This window comes from Antarctobacter sp., assembly GCF_034670325.1.
Classification (GTDB): domain Bacteria; phylum Pseudomonadota; class Alphaproteobacteria; order Rhodobacterales; family Rhodobacteraceae; genus Antarctobacter.
Map to the genome: position 1 here is coordinate 319,151 of NZ_JAXMNR010000001.1, position 18,069 is coordinate 337,219.

Genomic DNA, 18,069 nt, shown 5'->3' on the forward strand with positions numbered 1-18,069 from the left:
CTTTGGGATTTGGTAACAAGCGGCGCGCAGGGGGCAAAGCGGTTTCAGGCCGGTCCGCCTGCGCCGTAAAGGCGCGCTCAGCGGGACGGCGTGCCGCCGGGTAGATCCGCATCCGAACCGGACGGAGCCCTGACCCGTTCCAGAATCTTCGCAGGCCCCGCTGTCAGCGCGCCGAACAGGCGGTTCTCGCGCAGTTGACCCTTTACCTTTTCAAACCGCATCACGTCTTCGATCCGGCGATCCAGAAAGGCCCATGTCGCCTCATGCTCCAGCGAATCGTCGCCCAGCCAGTACAGCACGGTCGAGGAATAGACCGCCGACAGCGTCGCCCGCTTGGTGTACCAGTTGAAATCCCGCGACGTATCGCCCAGCGCGGTCCAGATCGCATCCGCCGTGCCCCAGATCAGGCGCGCCCCGTCCGGTGCATAAGGTGGCAAGGCAAACAGCGTTGTCCCCCGCCGAACCGCCTCACGGTCTTCTGCCGCCTCGATCCGGGCGCGCACGGCAAAACCGACGCGATCCCGAAAGCGCATCTCTGCAAGGTCCGTTGCCGCGATTCGGCGCAGCATGTCCGCATCGCCCCTTTTGTGATAGGCCACCGCCAGATCGACGGCCCCGCGCGGGTACAGGCCACGCGCCACCACCGGGTCCACCCCGGCATCGGCCACGGCAGCGCGAAAGCTAACCTCTGACCAACCGTCAAAGGGCACATGCGTCAGCGCGGCGTCCAGAATCCTGTCTGCGATATCGGGCATAGGGTGCATCCTTCATGTTCCGTCTACACCCTAGACAAATAGAACGGTGCTTGCTATACGGCCACCTCCTGCAATTCCCTTGCAACTCAAATCTAGAAAGGTGGTGAAAACCACATGCAGGTCAGTGTTCGTGACAACAATGTCGATCAGGCGCTCCGCGCTCTGAAGAAAAAGCTGCAGCGCGAAGGCGTGTTCCGCGAAATGAAGCTCAAGCAACATTTCGAGAAGCCGTCCGAGAAGAAAGCCCGTGAAAAGGCCGAGGCAATCCGCCGCGCCCGCAAGCTGGCTCGTAAAAAGGCCCAGCGCGAAGGCATGCTGTAAGCGTACCGAACGCTTTTAGTCAGATACGAACCCCTGCGGCCCGGTCGCGGGGGTTTTTCTTATGTAAAACTTCTGGTTCAGGGCAATGCGGCAGGGCAACACAACAAGCCCCGGTATTCCCCACCTTGTTAAGTGCCCACAACGCCGCATAATCATGCCAGAGAAGAACTCTCAGATTGCGAGGGAACAATGACTCTGCTGGCCCGATCCATTTTCATCACGATCTGCGCCTGTGTCGCGGTGATCCCCGCGCCCGGTCGGGCGCAGGACATCAGCCGGGTTGTGGCGCTTGACACGCTGGCCGGAACCGATCCGTTTCAGGCGTTGCAACAGGTCGACATCGCGATGCGTGACCCGCGCGTTCTGGGCACCCCGCCGCAGATGCGCATTCTTGTCGATCTCATGCAGTTGCGCGCCGAATTGCTGGACGGGCTGGACTATGTTCAGGCCAGCGACGCCTGGGCCGATCTGGCCCGCACCCGCGCCTTTGCCCGGACCGAACTGGGTGAGGACCCGGTGCCCGCCTATCTCAAGGCGGCCCAGATCTATGAGGCACAAGGGGCGCTCGCCTCGGCCCGCACCATGATCGAGGCCGCGATCACCGCTGAGCAAGAGACCGGGCGCGGGGACGACGCGCTGACCGACCTATACAAGGAACTGGTGCGGCTGGCCGATCTGCTGGGCGATACGGAGGCCGCCGAAAACGCGCGCGCCGCGCTCAAGGCTCTTGGCAGCCCGTCGCTGGAAACCGCATTTGCCGCCGATGACGGCGGGTTTCATGCGGTAGACGTCTTTTATGCCACCGACCGTGCCCGCACAGGGGCCACCCACCCGGCACGCTTTTATGGCGGGGAACGGGGCGACCGTCTGGAACTGGGGATCGCCACCGTCACCATTCCCAACAGCCACGTTGCCGGACAGGTTGAAAAACCCTCGATCTGGCGGTTGGAATTTCGCGCCAGCCCGTCCAAGCACATCCTCCTGAAATCGGTTAAACCGGTGGACCCCGACAGCTTCTTTGGCAAATTGCAGGACGAATTTCAGGAAGAGGACCAGCGCGATCTGCTGCTCTTTATACACGGCTACAACACCAGCTTTGAATACGCCGCCCAGCGCACCGCGCAGATGGTGCATGACATGGGCAACGGCACCGTGCCGGTGCTGTTTTCATGGCCGTCGCGCGACACCACGGTCGGCTACAACGCTGATGCGGCGGTTGTGCGGCTGTCGGGCCGCCGTCTCGCCGGGTTCATGGAGGATCTCGTGCTGCGGTCCGGCGCGCGCTCTATCAATGTGGTCGCGCACTCCATGGGCAACCGCGCGCTGACCGACGCGCTGGAAATCATGGCGCTCAAGCGGGACGCACGCCCCGGCGATTCCCCGATCCTTGATCAGGTGATGTTCGCCGCCCCCGATGTGGACGCCGATCTGTTCGGAGAAATGGCAGGCACCTTTGCCCCTCTGGCCCGGCGCATGACGCTTTATGCCTCGTCCACCGACTGGGCGCTGGTGTCCTCGGGCAAGCTGCACGGGTCCGCGCCACGGGCCGGGATTGGCGGCGACATTCTTCTGTCGCACCCCGCCCTCGACAGCATCGACATGTCCTCGCTGGGCGACGACATGCTGGCGCACAATTATTTCTCCAACGACAGTTCCGCTCTGGTCGATATCATGACCCTGTTCTGGCAGGACGTCCCGCCCGAACGGCGCTGCGGCTTGCAGGCCCGCGCCGCGCGCAACGGCACGGTCTATGAGTACCGTGAGGGCGTTTGTCCCTCCAACGATCTGATCGGTGTGATCTCGAACGCGCAGGCCAAGCACCTGCGTACCAGCGATGAGATCCGGCTTCTGGTCTTTGATCTGCTGGCCGACCAGACCCGCGTGGACCGGGTCATGAGCGTGGTCGAGCGTATTCTGATCGCCATACGCTGACACCTGCGCCCCGGAACAGAACAGGCCCGCCTTTGTCAAAGGGCGGGCCTTTGTTGTCTGAGATTGCGCAGGAGTGACGCGTTTAGCCGGGCCCCACCATGAAACAAGTGATCTGCCGCGCCTGTAGCCGCCGACAGGCCAGCTCTGCACTGTCCCGCGTCAGGCCCATGAAGTTCGCGTCAAAGCCAGTCTTGCCCCGGACAACCTTGCGCGAGGCGCCGTCCAGCGTCGCCGTTTCGGTCAACGCGGTTTGCAGCAGGATCTTTTGCGCGGCGTATTCGCTGGGATAGCGGCCCACATTGATCCCCCAATGACGACCACCCGAGGTCGACAGACGGGTGACCACCTCGGCCTTGCGCGCCGGTGTCGGGGTATCCTTGAAGGTCAGCGTCGCAGCGGCGGCCACGCCCACCGGGCGCTGAACCGGCTTGACCGACGCCGTCGGAGCAACGGCGCTGACCACAAGCGCCTCTCTTGGAGGCGTCGCCGCAGGCGCAGGGCTTGGGGCGGTGTCAGAGACCATGGCGACCTCCTGAAGCTCACGCTCGATGGCCTTGCCCACGGACGCCACGATTGGCGCGACCATGTTCGGCGTCACAACGCTGCCCGGGCGTGCCATGGGCCGCAGGCTGCGCGTCACGGCAGCCGAGGCCACGCGGATCGATTTGGCCCGCGTTCCGGGAGCCGGGTCAGAGGTATTGGCGACGATGATTCCGCCCTTGCCCGCCCCCTTGCCCAGATAGGGCGGGATCTTGGGCTCACGTTTGTTGGCCCATGCCGGCGCTTTCTTAAAGCCCATATCCAGCAGTTCCTCGACCCGCGCATTGCGCGAGGCGGTCGACCGCCCGCCAAAGACGGTCGCGATGACCCGTTCCTTGCCCCGTTCAGCCGAGGCCACAAGGTTGAACCCCGCCGCGCGGGTATAGCCGGTCTTGATGCCATCCGCGCCTTTGTAGGAGTTCAGCAGCCGCGAATTGGTGTGCGAAACTTTGCGCACACCGGCATCGGCCGTCTTGCGTGAGAACAGGTTGTAATACTGCGGATAGTCATAGATCACGTGCCGCCCGAGGATCGTCATGTCGCGTGCGGTGGACAGGTGCCCGCTTTCGGTCAGCCCATGCGCGTTCTTAAAGGTGGTGCGGGTCATGCCCATGGCCTGCGCCGTCCGGTTCATCCGCCGGGCAAAGGCCGCTTCAGACCCTTCGATCGCCTCGGCCATCGCGGTGGCGGCGTCATTGGCGGATTTCACCGCAGCCGCCCGAACAAGGTAGCGCAGCTTGATCTTCTGCCCCGGTCGCAGACCCAGTTTCGACGGTTCTTCAGAGGCGGCCTTGCGCGAGACGGTGACCAGCGTGTCCATGGTGATCTCGCCGTTCTGCACCGCCTCGAAGACGACATAGAGCGTCATCATCTTGGTGAGGGAGGCCGGATGCAGGCGGGTGTCGGCATTCTGCGCGTGCAGGACCTTCCCGTTGCGCGCGTCCATCACCATGGCCGCATAGGGTGCTGCGGCCACGCTGAGAGGCACGAGCACCATCAGCCATACAAACATGAAGATATGCAGGCCAAAATGGCCCGTAGTCCTGCGACGTCCCGTCACGATGCACTGCCTTTCTGCCTCGTCCCCCCGATTTTTCGGTTGGGGTTCTTGTTCTTGTCCCGGTGCGACTCTGCCAGCACCGTGGTTAAGGTCATGTTAACACGGAGGCGACTTCAAGAGAAGGCGACAATCCCCTGATTTCCAAAGGATTTATCCAATGCATGTTTCTATATGTTGCGATTTCCCCGTTCGCCTCCCCTAGACCGTCCAATGCGGCGGGATTGAGGCGAATTGAGGCAAAAATATGGCGACTCGGACAGCCTGCGGGATCAGCCGATCTCGGCCACCAGCGCGGGCAGCGCGCCCAGATCCGCCACGCTGCGGAAACGCGGCGTTTCGGGTGCCTCTGCGTGCTCCAGCGCCCAGGCCAGATCATGCGGGACATGCACGCCCCAAGCCCCTGCCTCAATCGCCGGGACCACGTCCGATTTCATCGAATTGCCCACCATCATCGCCGCCCCGGCCCCACCCGGGGCCGTCCCGAAGATGCGCGTATAGGTCTCCGGCTGCTTGTCCGACACGATCTCGACCGCGTCGAACAGATCGCCCAGCCCCGATTGCGCCAGCTTGCGTTCCTGATGCAGCAGGTCGCCCTTGGTGATCAGGATCAGGCGGTGCGTGTCTGCCACCGCCTCGACCGCCTCACGGGCATGGGGCAACAGCTCGATCGGATGGGCCAGCATCTCGCGTCCGGCGGCCATCAACTCGGAGATGACAGTGGCGGGCACACGGCCATCCGTCACCTCGATCGCCGTCTCGATCATCGACAGGACAAATCCTTTTACGCCGAACCCGTAATGGCCGATATTGCGCCGCTCTGATTCGATCAGCCGGTCTGCCAGATGGTCGCGATCCGCGTAATCGCGCAGCAGTTCGGCGAAACGATCCTGCGTCAGCACGAAAAAGCGCTCGTTGTGCCACAGGGTATCGTCCGCATCAAAGCCGATTGTTTGCAGTTTTCCCGCCATCCTGTATTCAGCCCCAACGGCCCCCTTTTCGGCAACGCCCTCCAGCCTATATAAAGTGGCCGTACCTGGAAACCCAATGCGCGAACGGCTCGATGACAAACGCCCCCATGACACGGACGTTCATGATGACGAACACCCCGCCCGATGACGGCGAGGGCGACTCCGGCGTCGCCGTCCAGACCAAGCCCAAGACCAAGCGCCCGCCGCTCTACAAGGTGTTGCTGCTGAACGACGACTATACGCCAATGGAATTTGTCGTTCACGTGCTTGAACGCTTTTTCGGCATGACCCACGCGCAGGCGTTTGAGGTCATGTTGACCGTGCATAAGAAAGGGGTCGCCGTGGTCGGTGTCTTCAGCCATGAGATTGCCGAGACCAAGGTGGGACAGGTGATGGATTTCGCCCGCCGCCACCAGCACCCCCTGCAATGCACGATGGAGAAGGAATAGGCGCCCGCGCCATTCCCCTCATGTCAGCAGAACGCCTCTCTTATGCCCTCGCCTCCGGCGGCCTTGCCCTGCCAGAGAGCGGTTCTATCGCCTTGTTCGGTGCGCCTGCCGACACGGCCCTTGACGGGATCGACCCGTCGCGCGTCGAGGTCATCCAGACCTTCTTTCCCGATCACGCCGCCTGGCAGCGCCGTGGCGTTGCCACGCGCTCTGATCCCGCGGGCCCCTATGCCGCCGCCATCGTTACATTGCCACGCGCCCGCACGCTTGCGGAAAACCGCATCGCAGACGCCAGCGCCCTGACCCCCGGCGGGGTTGTCGTTGTCGATGGGGCCAAGACAGACGGGATCGAATCCATTGCCAAGGCGCTGCGCGCCCGTGTTCCGGTGCTTGGGCAGGTGTCCAAGGCGCACGGCAAATGCCTGTGGTTTCAGGGCGGCGCGGATTTGTCCGATTGGCGTCACGCGCCGGAACGCCTGCCCTCGGGCGACCTGACCGCACCCGGCGTCTTTTCCGCCGACGGCGTGGACCCGGCATCGCAGGCGCTGGCCGCTGCGCTGCCTGACACCCTCAAGGGACGCTTTGCCGATCTTGGCGCTGGCTGGGGCTGGCTGTCGAAACAGGCGCTCACCCGCCCCGGCATCACGGCATTGCATCTGGTCGAGGCCGAAAAGGCCGCGCTGGACTGCGCCCGCGCAAACGTCACCGACCCGCGCGCCGTGTTTCACTGGGCGGATGCCACCGACTGGAAACCGCCCGCCGCGCTGGACGGGGTCATCATGAACCCGCCTTTTCATCAGGGGCGCAAGGCCGACCCGCAGATCGGACGCGCCTTTGTGGCCGCCGCCGCCCGCATCCTTTCGCCTTACGGTCGGCTCTGGCTTGTCGCCAATCGTCATCTGCCGTATGAGGCCGCCCTCGCGGAGGCATTCCGCGAAACCACCGAAATTGGCGGCGACTCCCGCTTCAAGATTCTTCACGCCGCAAGACCCACTCGTCAGCGGCGCTGAACCCGGTTAGCTTGGCCGGACAACCCCAACGAGGCCCACATGAGTTTCTCCATCCAAGGCAAGACCGCGATTGTCACCGGCGCGGCCAACGGCGTGGGGCTGGCCATCGCCCGGCACTTTGCCAACAAGGGCGCGAATGTGATGCTTGCCGACATGGACGAGCCGCAGTTGATGAAGGAATGCGGCGACACCAACGACGAGAGCACGCTGCGCTATTTCGCCGGGGACCTGCGCGAGCGGCTGACCATGGCAAACCTGCTGTCGGCCACGCTGGACGCCTTTGACCGGGTCGACATCCTGATCAACGGGTCGAGGCAACTGCTGACCTCCGATCCGCTCGACCTTGAGGATGACACCGTCGAACAACTGCTGTCGCAGAACCTGACCACCTCTTATCGCATGACGCAGCTGGTGGCCCGCCGCATGATCAAGCAGGCCGAGGGGCAGGAAGGCGGGCAGGTCGGCGCGATTGTAAACCTGTCGTCCATCGCCGCACGCCGCACCCACCCCGAGTTGCTGGGTTATTCCGTCTCCTGCGCCGCGCTGGACCAGATGACCCGCTCGATGGCTGTGGCGCTGGCACCGCACCGTATCCGGGTCAACGCGGTGGCCTTTGGCTCTGTCATGTCGGCCAGCCTCAAGGACACCCTGCGCGAGCACAAGAACTATCGCGCCGACATTGAGGATCACACGCCTCTGGGCCGTATCGCCGCCCCCCGTGAACTGGCCGAGTCGGTGCAGTTCCTGTCCTGCGAAGGGGCGGGCTTTGTCACCGGCCAGATCATGACGGTCGATGGCGGGCGCACCCTGCTGGACCCGGTCGCCGCCCCCGCCCACTGACACCTCCCGAAATCTGGACCAATTGCGCAATCCGTGGTAGAGTCGCGGGGATTTTCCTCGCGCCCAATTGATGTCCCGATGTTGCGCCCTGCCCTGATCCTTTTTCTGTTTTTGACCGCCGCCCCCGCCTTTGCTCAGATCGCAGAGCGGGACCTGCGCGCCCTATCCCCCCAGAGTCCGGTCAAGGGAACACTTGTACTTCAGGCGCTGCGGTCCGTGGATGATCGTCTGGAACTGGACCTCGACGTGCGGATGCCCGCGCTGTTCGATGAGATCGACAGCCAGATGCGCGGACGCGGCAACCTTGGCGACTGCGGCGCGCGGCTGTACTGGCGTGGGCCGACGCAAATGCGCAGCGGCGGCGACACGCTCAGGCTCCGCACACGGATCGAGGGGGAGCTTTGGGTCTGCAGCAGTCTGCTCAAGACCGTCCTCGGCGAAAGCACACATGACGCCGACCTGTCGCTGCGCCCGGTCTGGGACAGCACGTCGCGTCGGCTGAGTGTACAGATCGAGATCGACAATATCCGCGACTTTCCGGACGATCTGGAACGGGTCCTGAAAGACAACGGCGTGCCCTTTTCACGCCGTCTCAATGTGCCTTTGGGGGAGGGCGACATGCTCAAACGGCTTGCCCCCTCGCTGGAAACGCACCGGTTTGCGCGCGACGGCAACAGGGGCGTCACACTGTCTGTCCGGCTCTCTGCCGACCGGGCAGAGGCGATCACCCTGCTGCTCGACGATGCGAATATCGACCTCAGCCGCCAGATTGGCGGCACGGCGGCGCGCTTTGGGCAATGGCTGCTGGGAACGCGATAGGGGCACGACATGCAGGGCATCATAACGGCGATCTTCACCTTTCTGATCACCGCCCTGATCGCGGGGTTCATGTATGCGCAATGGGATGTCGATCTTGGGCTGGCGGCGCTTTTCGATGAACGGGTCGCCGCCCCGGTGATCCTGCTGGGCTTTGGCTTGCCCATCGCCGCGTTCGGCTATTGGCTGGTGCGGCTCTACATGACCCATGTCCCGCCAGAGACAGCCGTCTTTCCGCGTTTCGGCTTTGTCGACCTCGACACACCGGCGCTTGACCTGCTGTGGCAGCGCCTGTCCATGTTGATGATCTGTCTGCTGCCGCTCTGCGGGTTCTTCTGGGCGTGGTTGCGGTTCATCGACCACGGCAGCGCATGGATCAACGATGGCAGCTTTGCCGAGGTCAGCCGCTGGCACCCCGTCCCCGCCAGGACGGTCCTCTGCGACCTCGCGCATTCCTTCGGGCTGGCCGACCCCTGCCAAGGCTGGGACAGCTATCGTTTCGGCAATCTGGCAGAGGCCCGCGACCCGGCCACAGACGTCAGCGGCGTGTCGTTCCTGCCGTTCTGGCACAGCGTCCTCTGGATGGGCGGGCTCAGCGTGCTGGTCCTGATCCAGTCCATCGGCCTGATCCTTCGGTATCGCCGTCGGCTGGCCGCGCGCGGCTGACAGAGCGTCGCGTTGCGCGCCCTTCCCATGCCCGCTAGCGTGCCGCCAAGTTTTTTGGGGGCAGTGCCATGACCGACTCTCTGGATACGGAAAAACCACGCGCCGCCGCTTGGTTCCGTCAATTGCGCGACGACATCGTTGCCGCGTTCGAAGCGCTGGAAGACAGCCACGACACAGGCCCCTTTGCCGACATGGCTCCGGGCCGCTTTGAGGTGACGCCAACCAAACGCGCCTCGGATGACGGCACCGACGCGGGCGGCGGGCTGATGAGCGTGATGCGCGGCGGCCGCGTCTTTGAAAAGGTCGGCGTCAACGTCTCGACCGTTTACGGCGCACTGGGTGAGGCCGCGCAAAAGGCGATGGCCGCGCGCGGCGTTCCGGGCATGGACAGCGACCCGCGGTTCTGGGCGTCGGGTATCAGCCTTGTGGCGCATATGCAGAACCCGCACGCCCCTGCCGTCCACATGAACACCCGCATGTTCTGGACGCCCGGCGCGTGGTGGTTCGGCGGCGGATCGGACCTGAACCCCTGTATCGAATACGATGACGACACCGCGCATTTCCACGCCACCCAAAAGGCGCATCTGGACCCGCACGGGCCGACCCTCTACCCGGAACTGAAGGCATGGGCCGATGAGTATTTCTACATCCCCCACCGCCACCGGGCGCGCGGCGTCGGCGGCATCTTTATGGATGACCGCAACACCGGCGACTGGGAGGAGGATTTCGCCCTGACACAGGACATCGGCCGCGCCTTTCTACCCGCCTATCTGCCCTTGGTGGAAAAACGCCGCGTGCAGGATTTCACCGATGCGGACAAGGACACACAATTGATCCACCGCGGCCTCTATGCGGAATACAACCTTGTCTACGACCGGGGCACCAAGTTCGGACTGGCGACAGGCCACGACGCCAATGCCGTGTTGATGAGCCTGCCGCCGCTGGCCAAGTGGGTCTGAGCCACCCTTACCAGTACATCACCGCCACCCGTCCGCTGCCAAAGTGGGACATCATGCGCACCCGCAGGATGTAGTCCTCCCCCTGCAACAGGCGGATGGTGATTTCCGCGTTGTCTTCGGTGCCGGCGTCGTCTGATCCGGCCATGAACCGCGTCACCTCGCCGTCCTTGCGGAACAGCACCATCAGCATGTCGGCCCGACCAAAGGATCGGATGGTGTAGTCCCGCGTGGCCGTCGGTTGCAGCAGAAAGTTCACCTGATCGGCGGGCATCATGTCCAGAACCGCCGACTTGAACGGCTCCAGCAGCGTGGTCTTTTCCGCCTGTGCCTTGGGGTAGAACTTTTGCACCTCGTCCTTGTCGGTGTCGCTCAGGCCCAGTTCGGGCCGCAACCCGGTGCGGTATTTGTCCGGTTCAAGGATCAGACCCGGACCAAACCCGTAATGCATGACGGAATCCGGGTCCCATGCGGAACCTTCCACATCGCCCGACGTCAGTTTGCGCAGGACGTTGTGAAAGGTCTGTTCCCGGCTCCAGTTGTTTGGCGGCCCGGCGAAATAGGCATAAACCGCGTCCTCATCCCAGACGATGCCGGAAAACGGGTTCTGGTGTTCATGCGGAAAGCCCAGCGTATGGCCGATCTCATGCACCGCCGTATCGACGCCGCGCGGATCGTGGCGCAGGTCCCAGCCGATGTTCATCGTGCGCTCATTCTGGCCCGGAATGTCGATCACATCGCGCCCGACATAGGACCATGACCCGCCGGGCTGGAACCCGATCCGCACCTCGGCCTCGTCAATATCCTCGGTTTCCTCGAAATTCAGTCCGATGCCGACGTCGGCCCAGATCTGAAAGCCCTCGCGCACCTTGTCCATGTTGAACGCGTCGCCGGAAAAGGGGCCGTCGTCGAACAGGAAATAGTGCAGGGTGGTGCCGTTGACCCATTTGCGGTCAACGTATCGGATCAGGCTGGCGCGTTCGTCCGACACGCTAGGCCCCAGCACGCGCTCCGGCACCTTGGGCATGTCGCAATTGCCCACATGGGCATGATCGCCGGTTTTGCTTCCGCCCGGACCGCCGCCATAATGCGCCGCAAGCTGCGCCAGCATCTCTTCGATCTGGTCCAGTCGCTGAGACAGATGCCTGTCATATTTGGACGTCGGACGTGGGTCCGCTGTGGTTCTGGCCATGGGAAATCTCCTTAATGCTGAAAATGCGCCCTCATACTATCACAAAAGGCGAATTTTTCAACTTTACAGAGAGTTCATCCGCTAAAGGCATCCTTCCACTGACCGGGCTCCAGCCCGTCCAATGTCCAATCCCCGACCGACCAGCGCACCAGCCGCAGGCAGGGCAAACCGACATGGGCGCACATGCGGCGCACCTGCCGGTTGCGTCCTTCGGTGATGGTCAGTTGCAGCCAAGCGTCCGGCACCGTCTTGCGGAACCGCACCGGCGGGTCCCGCTCCCACAGGTCGGGCGTGTCGATACGGGCGACCTTGGCCGGGCGCGTCGGCCCGTCCTTCAGCGTCACCCCCTTGCGCAACTGCGCAAGTTGCTCGTCTGACGGCACGCCCTCGACCTGCGCCAGATAGCTTTTGGGGCGTTTGTACTTGGGCGACGAAATGCGCGCCTGCAACGCGCCTTCATCCGTCAGCACCATCAACCCCTCGCTGTCCCGGTCCAGCCGTCCCGCCGGGTAGACACCCGGCACGTCGATATAGTCGGACAGGGTCGCGCGCGGGCTGCCCTCGGTCCCCTTGTCGGTGAATTGCGACAACACCCCAAAGGGTTTGTTGAACAGGATGACCCGCGCCATGACCTACCTCCGCGCCGCAAAAAAGTCGCGCAACAGCGCGGCGGACGACTCCGCGCCAATGCCGTCATAGACCTCGGGGACATGGTGGCACTGCGGATGGGCAAACACCCGCGCCCCCTGCGCCACGCCGCCGGACTTCGGGTCCGCCGCGCCGTAATACAGCCGCCGAATGCGCGCAAAGCCGATGGCGGCGGCGCACATCGGGCACGGCTCCAGCGTGACATACAGGTCGTGCTCGGGCAGCCGTTCGGCCCCCACAGCGGCACAGGCCGCGCGGATCGCCAGCACCTCGGCATGGGCGGTGGGGTCGTTCATCTCGCGCGTGCGGTTGCCCGCCCGCGCGATCACCGCGCCAGAGGGCGCAACAATGACGGCGCCCACCGGCACCTCACCGCGCGCTGCGGCGGCCTGCGCCTCGTCCAGCGCGGTCTGCATATGGCTGCGAAAGCTCATGTCCGGTGCTTAACGCGGCAGCGCAGCCGGGGAAAGCCGCTTGCACCCCCCTTCCCCCCGGCCCTGCCGCCGCGCTATGGGACGCGGATGGAAAACAAGACCCCTCCCGGAGAACGAATCGCCAAGGTCATCGCGCGCGCAGGCCGCGCCAGCCGACGCGAGGCCGAACGCATGATCGCCGAGGGGCGCGTCACCGTGAACGGCAAGAAGATCGACAGCCCCGCGCTGAACGTCACCGACGCCGACCAGATCACCGTTGACGACACCCCGCTGGCCGCACCCGACGCCGCGCGCCTGTGGCTGTACCACAAGCCCACGGGCCGCGTGACCACCACCCGCGACGAACAGGGCCGCCCGACGATCTATGACGATCTGCCCGACGATCTGCCCCGCGTCATGAGCGTGGGCCGCCTTGACCTGAACTCCGAAGGGCTGCTGCTGCTGACCAATGACGGCGCGATCAAGCGCAAGCTGGAACTGCCCTCGACCGGTTGGCTGCGCAAATACCGTGTCCGCGTCAACGGCCGTCCCACCGACGAAACCCTTGCCCCGCTGCGCAAGGGCATCGAGGTCGACGGCCAGCGCTTTCAACCGATGCAGGTCTCGCTGGACCGGCAACAGGGGGCCAACGCCTGGCTGACCATCGGCCTGCGCGAAGGCAAAAACCGCGAAATCCGCCGCGCCATGACCGACATCGGCCTGACCGTGAACCGGCTGATCCGCACCTCTTACGGTCCCTTTCAACTGGGCCAGCTCAAACCCGGTGAGGTCGAAGAGGTCCGCCGCAAGATCCTGCGCGACCAACTGGGCCTGGAGCCGGAACCTGTCGGCACTGCCAAGCCGGGCAAACCGGGCAAACCCGGACGCCCTGCAAAACCCACGGTGCAGCGCCGCCGTCGCCCCCCGAAAAAGGGTTAATTCCGCTCAAAAACCCCTATCGCCTTCACACTTCGTTAACTCTTCTTGCTTTTTCCCGGCGATTGCCCCGTTTTCGCCCGGTTTCGCTCGAATGTTGGCGACATGGTGACAACATTCATAGCCCTTTCGATTCTCACGGCTTCGGCGCTTCTGGTGCTGGGGAACTTGCGCATGGTGGCCGTCGATACCTTTGATGCCATGACAAGCTATGCGCGACGCGCCCGCCAGACCGGACAAATGACCCGGCACGTGGCCTACTTCGCGCTGTGGCTGATGATCTTCATCATGAGCTACGCCTGAGGGGAGACGCACATGACACGGCATCCGAACAGCGGACTTGAAACGTCGGAAGAAGACGAAGGTGTTGAAACGCCCCGGCTGGAACGGGCGCAACTCGACTCGGGTTTGAACTTCCTGTTTCTCGCCGCTTTTCCGCTGCTTTTGTGGGTCTTTCAGGAATCCTTTGCCGGGATCGCCACGGCCATCGCGCTGATCTGGGTGCTGTCACTGGCCCTGCGCCTGATTTCGGTCGGGCAACAACAGCATCACGACTATGACCTTGCCGAGGTTGCGCGCGCCCCCCGCGTCCCGCGCAAACTGATCGGGTCGGTGATGGTTGGCTTTGTGGTGCTGGTCCTTGCCGGGTTCAAGTACGACAGCCTCTGGATGCCCGCTCTGGCGGGGGTGGTGGCCTGTGGTCTTAGCCTTGCCGCCTTCGGACTTGACCCGATCCGCGACAAAGGGTCCGAACGGGCCCGTCAGGTCGCTGCGGTGGACATGGCCGAACTGGCTCTGGCCTCGCTGGCGGACCGTATCGCCGCCCTCGAAGATACGGAATTGACGACAAAAACGCAGGCCGCGCGGCAACTTGTGCTGCGTCCGATGCGGCAGAGCACCGGCGACCCAAAGAAATCCGCACGCCTCGACCGGCCAGTACGCAAGGTAATCTCCCTGCTCGACGAAGAGGTTACCCGGCTGGAAGCCGCATGGAACGGCCACGGCCACCCCTTTGCCCGTCGCCGTTACCTGGCCAAGCTTGAGGTGTTGACCGAAAGCTTTGAGGCATTTGCCCTTCACAGTGGCATTCGCGGTGCGCGCGACGCCTTTGAACGGCAGGCCGATCATCTGATTGACCGGATGCCCCGAGAATCCGCCGCCTGAGCGCCAACCCCCGGACTTCCCCCTAGCAAGTGCAGCATTTTGCCCTTAAGTTCTGCCGTGTAAAGGCGCGGCAGAGCGCCGAAAATCGGGGAGTCTGATGTCGGGAAACGCCTTGCAGAAGGTGAGCTACGTCCTGCTGATCGTGCTGCTTTTCGGAGTGGCTACGGGTTGGCTCGGGGGGCTCTGACGTCATGGCTCAGCGGTTTGGCGGAAAACATAGCCCCGATGGCGCGTCCAGCGGACCGGATGACCGGCCCCGCGACGAACGTCCGGCCTATCACGGGGCCCGCGTGGCCCCGGCGGGCGCACGCTCCAATGTCTTGTTCATCCCCGGTGTGATCCTTGCCATCCTGTCGATCAACGACGGCGCGGTCGGCATGGCGGTGGGTCTTGCGGGTGCGGCCTCGCTGGTACTGGGCGCATGGCTGTTGCGTGACGGGCTGTTGGCCGAGGCGTCGTTCCATGAACGCAAGGTGGCGCGCAGACCGGCCATCCCGCGCAAGATATTCGCCGCCGCCCTGTGTGGCATCGGCGCGGGTCTGGCGGTGTTCCGCTCTGATCTGGGCATGGCATTCGAACAGCTTGCGGCACCGCTGATATTCGGCGGCGCAGCGGCAGCGTTGCATCTGGGCGCATTCGGCATCGACCCGATGAAAGACAAGGGGATGGAGGGCATCGATACCTTCACCCAGGACCGCGTCGCACGTGTCGTCAATGAGGCTGAAAGCTATCTCACCGCCATGACCGACGCCGTCAAACGCGCCGGAGACCGTCAGGTAGAGGCGCGGGTAGAGCGTTTTGTCACCAAAGTGCGTGAGATGATCCGCACGGTCGAAGAAGACCCGCGCGACCTGACCGGGGCCAAGAAGTTCCTCAGCGTTTACCTGATGGGCGCACGCGACGCGACGGTGAAATTCTCCGACGTCTTCTCGCGCTCCTCCGACCGGAACGCGCGCAGCGACTACATGATGCTGCTGACCGATCTTGAGGAAAGCTTTGACAAGAAGATCGACAAGCTGTTGGCCGACAATAACGAAGACCTGAATATTGAAATCGAGGTGCTGCGCGACCGTTTGCAGCGCGAGGGTGTGCATCTCGACCGGAGATGAGTGAATTGAACGGGGGAACCTATGTCTGAAAACGTACGTCAGGAAGCCGAAAAGGCGCTTGCCTTGGTCGATGAAATCAATGCAGTCGTTCTGCCCGATCCGGCCGAAGCGAACGCCGTCGTGCCGCTGAAGGACGCGCCCGCAGAGGTCAGCGCCGAAATCCGCTCGCGGATGGAAGAACTGGACATGGGCGACACCAATTCGATCGTCTCTTTCGGCTCTGCCGCGCAGGCCGAACTGCAGGAAATCAGCCAAGCCATGCTGGCGGACGTGCGCAATAAGGACGTGGGCCCGGCAGGCGACAGCCTGCGCGGCATCGTCACCACCATCCGCGGCTTTTCGATCTCGGAACTGGATGTCCGTCGCGAGCGTAGCTGGTGGGAAAAACTGCTGGGCCGCGCTGCGCCTTTCGCCAAGTTCACCGCGCGCTATGAGACCGTTCAGGGCCAGATCGACAAGGTCACCGACGACCTGCTCAAGCATGAGCATGTCCTGCTCAAGGACATCAAGTCGCTGGATCTGCTCTATGAAAAGACACTGCAATTCTACGACGAACTGGCGCTGTATATCTCCGCCGGTGAGGCCAAGCTTGAAGAGCTGGACACGCAGGTGATCCCCGCCAAAGAAGCCGCCGTTCAGGCCGCGCCTGAGAACGATCAGGTCATGATGGCGCAGGAACTGCGCGACCTGCGCGCCTCGCGCGACGATCTGGAACGCCGGGTTCACGACCTGAAACTGACCCGTCAGGTCACCATGCAGTCGCTGCCGTCGATCCGCCTTGTGCAGGAAAACGACAAGAGCCTCGTGACCAAGATCAACTCGACCCTCGTCAATACCGTGCCGCTGTGGGAAACCCAGCTGGCGCAGGCGCTGACCATCCAGCGTTCCAAGCAGGCCGCCGCCGCGGTGCGCGACGCCAACGACCTGACCAACGAATTGCTGACCTCGAACGCTGCCAACCTGCGCGACAGCAACAAGATGATCCGTCAGGAAATGGAACGCGGCGTCTTTGACATCGAGGCGGTCAAGCAGGCCAACGCCGATCTGGTCGCCACCATCGAGGACAGCCTGCAAATCGCCGACGAAGGCAAGGCGCGTCGCGCCAAGGCCGAGGAAGAACTCAAGCGGATGGAATCCGAACTGCGCGACACGCTGGCCTCTGCCAAGTCGCGCCGTCAGGGTGCCGGCGCGGTTCCGTCCTGAGGTGATCATGGTGCGGGCTGGTCTGATATCGCTGGCGCTTGCGGCTACCCTGACCTTGTCAGGGTGCCTCGGGTCGGATCTGGCACCGCGCAAGACCTCGGTCACACCAGAGGCGCGTCCCCCCGGGGTCGCGCCCAAGTCCACCCCCGCCGCGCCAGAGGCGTCCCCCGCCAGCAAGGCGCTGACGCAATACTACGGGCGCGTGCAGAACGATCTGGTCGCGCGCGGCCTGTTGCGCACCGATGGCGGCGGCCCCGACACCGCCTTTACCGACACCATGCTGGTGCGCAACTTTGCCGCCATCGCGCTCGAAGAGGAATATGAACGCGGCGCAGGCCTGCGGCCCTCCTCCGGGGCCCCCAGCGCCATCAAGAAATGGACGATCCCGGTCCGCATGACGACCGAGTTCGGCGCCCATGTCCCCAAGGAACAGATCGCGTCGTCAAAAGCCGCGGTGGCCAGCTATGCCGCCCGCCTGTCGCGCATCACCGGGCACCCGATCTCGATGGTCGACAGCAACCCCAACTATCACGTCCTGTTCATGTCCGAAGACGACGCTGACCAGATCGCCCCGCGCATCCGCCAGATCGTGCCCGACGTGAACCCCAACGCCCTGCGCATCTTCAACAACCTGCCGCGCGGCATCCATTGTGTCGTCGTCGCGTTTTCGCGCAGCCCCGGTGGCTATGACTATGGCACCGCTATCGCCATCATCCGCTCTGAACACCCGCCCCTGCTGCGCCGCTCCTGCATCCATGAGGAACTGGCCCAGGGCATGGGCCTTGGCAACGACAGCCCGCGCGCCCGCCCGTCGATCTTTAACGACGACGATGAATTTGCGCTGCTGACCGGCCATGACGAATTGCTGCTCAAGATCCTCTACGATCCGCGCCTGAAACCGGGGATGACCGCCGAACAGGCGATGCCGATCGTGCAACAAAAAGCGGCGGACCTGATGGGGACAGCCGGGCCAAGCTGACGCTCGCCCGGCGCGCGATGATCGGCGACGGACAGGCCGCGCGGTATTTTCCCCCTCATTTCCCCCTGACCTTCCGTGGGGGCTTCCACTACTCTGCGGATCGCGTACCCTG

Annotated in this window: 20 protein-coding genes; 14 read left to right on the forward strand and 6 right to left on the reverse strand. The window is 63.7% G+C overall.

The window, feature by feature from the left end:
- Positions 1–77 precede the first annotated feature (77 nt).
- On the reverse strand, positions 78–755 hold the full coding sequence (locus tag VOI21_RS01610) for a COQ9 family protein (protein WP_323767030.1): 678 nt from the start codon (positions 753–755) through the stop codon (positions 78–80).
- A gap of 114 nt (positions 756–869) precedes the next feature.
- Between VOI21_RS01610 and rpsU the strand changes: the two genes are divergently transcribed.
- Together rpsU and VOI21_RS01620 are read left to right on the forward strand one after the other, a co-directional pair.
- Positions 870–1,076 carry a 30S ribosomal protein S21 gene (gene rpsU / locus VOI21_RS01615; RefSeq protein ID WP_008207378.1) on the forward strand — a complete coding sequence of 69 codons (207 nt, stop codon included), beginning with the start codon at positions 870–872 and terminating at the stop codon, positions 1,074–1,076.
- A gap of 189 nt (positions 1,077–1,265) precedes the next feature.
- A complete protein-coding gene (locus tag VOI21_RS01620; protein ID WP_323767063.1) occupies positions 1,266–3,008 on the forward strand; it encodes an alpha/beta hydrolase in 1,743 nt (580 codons plus the stop codon).
- Between the two features lie 82 nt (positions 3,009–3,090).
- Here VOI21_RS01620 and VOI21_RS01625 read toward each other — a convergent pair whose 3' ends face one another.
- Together VOI21_RS01625 and VOI21_RS01630 are read right to left on the reverse strand one after the other, a co-directional pair.
- A complete protein-coding gene (locus VOI21_RS01625; protein ID WP_323767065.1) occupies positions 3,091–4,560 on the reverse strand; it encodes a D-alanyl-D-alanine carboxypeptidase family protein in 1,470 nt (489 codons plus the stop codon).
- Positions 4,561–4,877: 317 nt separating this feature from the next.
- Positions 4,878–5,576: an HAD family hydrolase gene (locus tag VOI21_RS01630; RefSeq protein WP_323767067.1), complete on the reverse strand. Its 699-nt coding sequence runs from the start codon at positions 5,574–5,576 to the stop codon at positions 4,878–4,880.
- A 107-nt stretch (positions 5,577–5,683) separates the two neighbouring features.
- On the opposite strand from VOI21_RS01630, the gene clpS reads away from it, so the two are divergent.
- From clpS to hemF, 6 genes are all read left to right on the forward strand, one after another.
- Positions 5,684–6,025, forward strand: coding sequence for an ATP-dependent Clp protease adapter ClpS (clpS, locus tag VOI21_RS01635; RefSeq protein ID WP_323767069.1), 342 nt, complete (start codon positions 5,684–5,686; stop codon positions 6,023–6,025).
- 20 nt (positions 6,026–6,045) lie between these two features.
- Entirely contained in the window at positions 6,046–7,035 is a 990-nt protein-coding gene (locus VOI21_RS01640; protein ID WP_323767071.1) for a methyltransferase, read from the forward strand.
- Positions 7,036–7,074: 39 nt separating this feature from the next.
- Positions 7,075–7,875, forward strand: coding sequence for an SDR family oxidoreductase (locus VOI21_RS01645; RefSeq protein WP_323767073.1), 801 nt, complete (start codon positions 7,075–7,077; stop codon positions 7,873–7,875).
- Positions 7,876–7,953: 78 nt separating this feature from the next.
- Positions 7,954–8,694, forward strand: coding sequence for a hypothetical protein (locus VOI21_RS01650; protein ID WP_323767075.1), 741 nt, complete (start codon positions 7,954–7,956; stop codon positions 8,692–8,694).
- A 9-nt stretch (positions 8,695–8,703) separates the two neighbouring features.
- On the forward strand, positions 8,704–9,357 hold the full coding sequence (locus tag VOI21_RS01655) for a hypothetical protein (protein ID WP_323767076.1): 654 nt from the start codon (positions 8,704–8,706) through the stop codon (positions 9,355–9,357).
- 68 nt (positions 9,358–9,425) lie between these two features.
- On the forward strand, positions 9,426–10,316 hold the full coding sequence (gene hemF / locus VOI21_RS01660; protein WP_323767078.1) for an oxygen-dependent coproporphyrinogen oxidase: 891 nt from the start codon (positions 9,426–9,428) through the stop codon (positions 10,314–10,316).
- 7 nt (positions 10,317–10,323) lie between these two features.
- Here hemF and VOI21_RS01665 read toward each other — a convergent pair whose 3' ends face one another.
- The 3 genes from VOI21_RS01665 to VOI21_RS01675 all read right to left on the reverse strand — a co-directional run bounded on the left by VOI21_RS01665 (position 10,324) and on the right by VOI21_RS01675 (position 12,587).
- Complete coding sequence (locus VOI21_RS01665) at positions 10,324–11,505, reverse strand: M12 family metallopeptidase (protein ID WP_323767080.1); 1,182 nt, start codon at positions 11,503–11,505, stop codon at positions 10,324–10,326.
- Between the two features lie 74 nt (positions 11,506–11,579).
- On the reverse strand, positions 11,580–12,134 hold the full coding sequence (locus VOI21_RS01670; RefSeq protein ID WP_323767081.1) for a pseudouridine synthase: 555 nt from the start codon (positions 12,132–12,134) through the stop codon (positions 11,580–11,582).
- Between the two features lie 3 nt (positions 12,135–12,137).
- Positions 12,138–12,587: a nucleoside deaminase gene (locus VOI21_RS01675; RefSeq protein WP_323767082.1), complete on the reverse strand. Its 450-nt coding sequence runs from the start codon at positions 12,585–12,587 to the stop codon at positions 12,138–12,140.
- Between the two features lie 87 nt (positions 12,588–12,674).
- Here VOI21_RS01675 and VOI21_RS01680 point away from each other — a divergent pair, with 87 nt between their 5' ends.
- The 6 genes from VOI21_RS01680 to VOI21_RS01705 all read left to right on the forward strand — a co-directional run bounded on the left by VOI21_RS01680 (position 12,675) and on the right by VOI21_RS01705 (position 17,957).
- Entirely contained in the window at positions 12,675–13,505 is an 831-nt protein-coding gene (locus tag VOI21_RS01680) for a pseudouridine synthase (RefSeq protein WP_323767083.1), read from the forward strand.
- 102 nt (positions 13,506–13,607) lie between these two features.
- Positions 13,608–13,805: a hypothetical protein gene (locus VOI21_RS01685; protein ID WP_323767084.1), complete on the forward strand. Its 198-nt coding sequence runs from the start codon at positions 13,608–13,610 to the stop codon at positions 13,803–13,805.
- A 12-nt stretch (positions 13,806–13,817) separates the two neighbouring features.
- Entirely contained in the window at positions 13,818–14,666 is an 849-nt protein-coding gene (locus VOI21_RS01690) for a hypothetical protein (protein WP_323767085.1), read from the forward strand.
- Between the two features lie 191 nt (positions 14,667–14,857).
- Complete coding sequence (locus VOI21_RS01695; protein ID WP_323767086.1) at positions 14,858–15,775, forward strand: 5-bromo-4-chloroindolyl phosphate hydrolysis family protein; 918 nt, start codon at positions 14,858–14,860, stop codon at positions 15,773–15,775.
- Positions 15,776–15,796: 21 nt separating this feature from the next.
- Positions 15,797–16,978: a toxic anion resistance protein gene (locus tag VOI21_RS01700; protein WP_323767087.1), complete on the forward strand. Its 1,182-nt coding sequence runs from the start codon at positions 15,797–15,799 to the stop codon at positions 16,976–16,978.
- 7 nt (positions 16,979–16,985) lie between these two features.
- A complete protein-coding gene (locus VOI21_RS01705) occupies positions 16,986–17,957 on the forward strand; it encodes a DUF2927 domain-containing protein (protein WP_323767088.1) in 972 nt (323 codons plus the stop codon).
- Positions 17,958–18,069 lie beyond the last annotated feature (112 nt).

What these genes read in the sequence shown, in the direction of transcription:
- VOI21_RS01610 (WP_323767030.1), bottom strand. Translation starts at nt 755, where the DNA reads ATGCCCGATATCGCAGACAGGATTCTGGACGCCGCGCTGACGCATGTG.
- rpsU (WP_008207378.1), top strand. Translation starts at nt 870, where the DNA reads ATGCAGGTCAGTGTTCGTGACAACAATGTCGATCAGGCGCTCCGCGCT.
- VOI21_RS01620 (WP_323767063.1), top strand. Translation starts at nt 1,266, where the DNA reads ATGACTCTGCTGGCCCGATCCATTTTCATCACGATCTGCGCCTGTGTC.
- VOI21_RS01625 (WP_323767065.1), bottom strand. Translation starts at nt 4,560, where the DNA reads ATGTTTGTATGGCTGATGGTGCTCGTGCCTCTCAGCGTGGCCGCAGCA.
- VOI21_RS01630 (WP_323767067.1), bottom strand. Translation starts at nt 5,576, where the DNA reads ATGGCGGGAAAACTGCAAACAATCGGCTTTGATGCGGACGATACCCTG.
- clpS (WP_323767069.1), top strand. Translation starts at nt 5,684, where the DNA reads ATGACACGGACGTTCATGATGACGAACACCCCGCCCGATGACGGCGAG.
- VOI21_RS01640 (WP_323767071.1), top strand. Translation starts at nt 6,046, where the DNA reads ATGTCAGCAGAACGCCTCTCTTATGCCCTCGCCTCCGGCGGCCTTGCC.
- VOI21_RS01645 (WP_323767073.1), top strand. Translation starts at nt 7,075, where the DNA reads ATGAGTTTCTCCATCCAAGGCAAGACCGCGATTGTCACCGGCGCGGCC.
- VOI21_RS01650 (WP_323767075.1), top strand. Translation starts at nt 7,954, where the DNA reads ATGTTGCGCCCTGCCCTGATCCTTTTTCTGTTTTTGACCGCCGCCCCC.
- VOI21_RS01655 (WP_323767076.1), top strand. Translation starts at nt 8,704, where the DNA reads ATGCAGGGCATCATAACGGCGATCTTCACCTTTCTGATCACCGCCCTG.
- hemF (WP_323767078.1), top strand. Translation starts at nt 9,426, where the DNA reads ATGACCGACTCTCTGGATACGGAAAAACCACGCGCCGCCGCTTGGTTC.
- VOI21_RS01665 (WP_323767080.1), bottom strand. Translation starts at nt 11,505, where the DNA reads ATGGCCAGAACCACAGCGGACCCACGTCCGACGTCCAAATATGACAGG.
- VOI21_RS01670 (WP_323767081.1), bottom strand. Translation starts at nt 12,134, where the DNA reads ATGGCGCGGGTCATCCTGTTCAACAAACCCTTTGGGGTGTTGTCGCAA.
- VOI21_RS01675 (WP_323767082.1), bottom strand. Translation starts at nt 12,587, where the DNA reads ATGAGCTTTCGCAGCCATATGCAGACCGCGCTGGACGAGGCGCAGGCC.
- VOI21_RS01680 (WP_323767083.1), top strand. Translation starts at nt 12,675, where the DNA reads ATGGAAAACAAGACCCCTCCCGGAGAACGAATCGCCAAGGTCATCGCG.
- VOI21_RS01685 (WP_323767084.1), top strand. Translation starts at nt 13,608, where the DNA reads ATGGTGACAACATTCATAGCCCTTTCGATTCTCACGGCTTCGGCGCTT.
- VOI21_RS01690 (WP_323767085.1), top strand. Translation starts at nt 13,818, where the DNA reads ATGACACGGCATCCGAACAGCGGACTTGAAACGTCGGAAGAAGACGAA.
- VOI21_RS01695 (WP_323767086.1), top strand. Translation starts at nt 14,858, where the DNA reads ATGGCTCAGCGGTTTGGCGGAAAACATAGCCCCGATGGCGCGTCCAGC.
- VOI21_RS01700 (WP_323767087.1), top strand. Translation starts at nt 15,797, where the DNA reads ATGTCTGAAAACGTACGTCAGGAAGCCGAAAAGGCGCTTGCCTTGGTC.
- VOI21_RS01705 (WP_323767088.1), top strand. Translation starts at nt 16,986, where the DNA reads ATGGTGCGGGCTGGTCTGATATCGCTGGCGCTTGCGGCTACCCTGACC.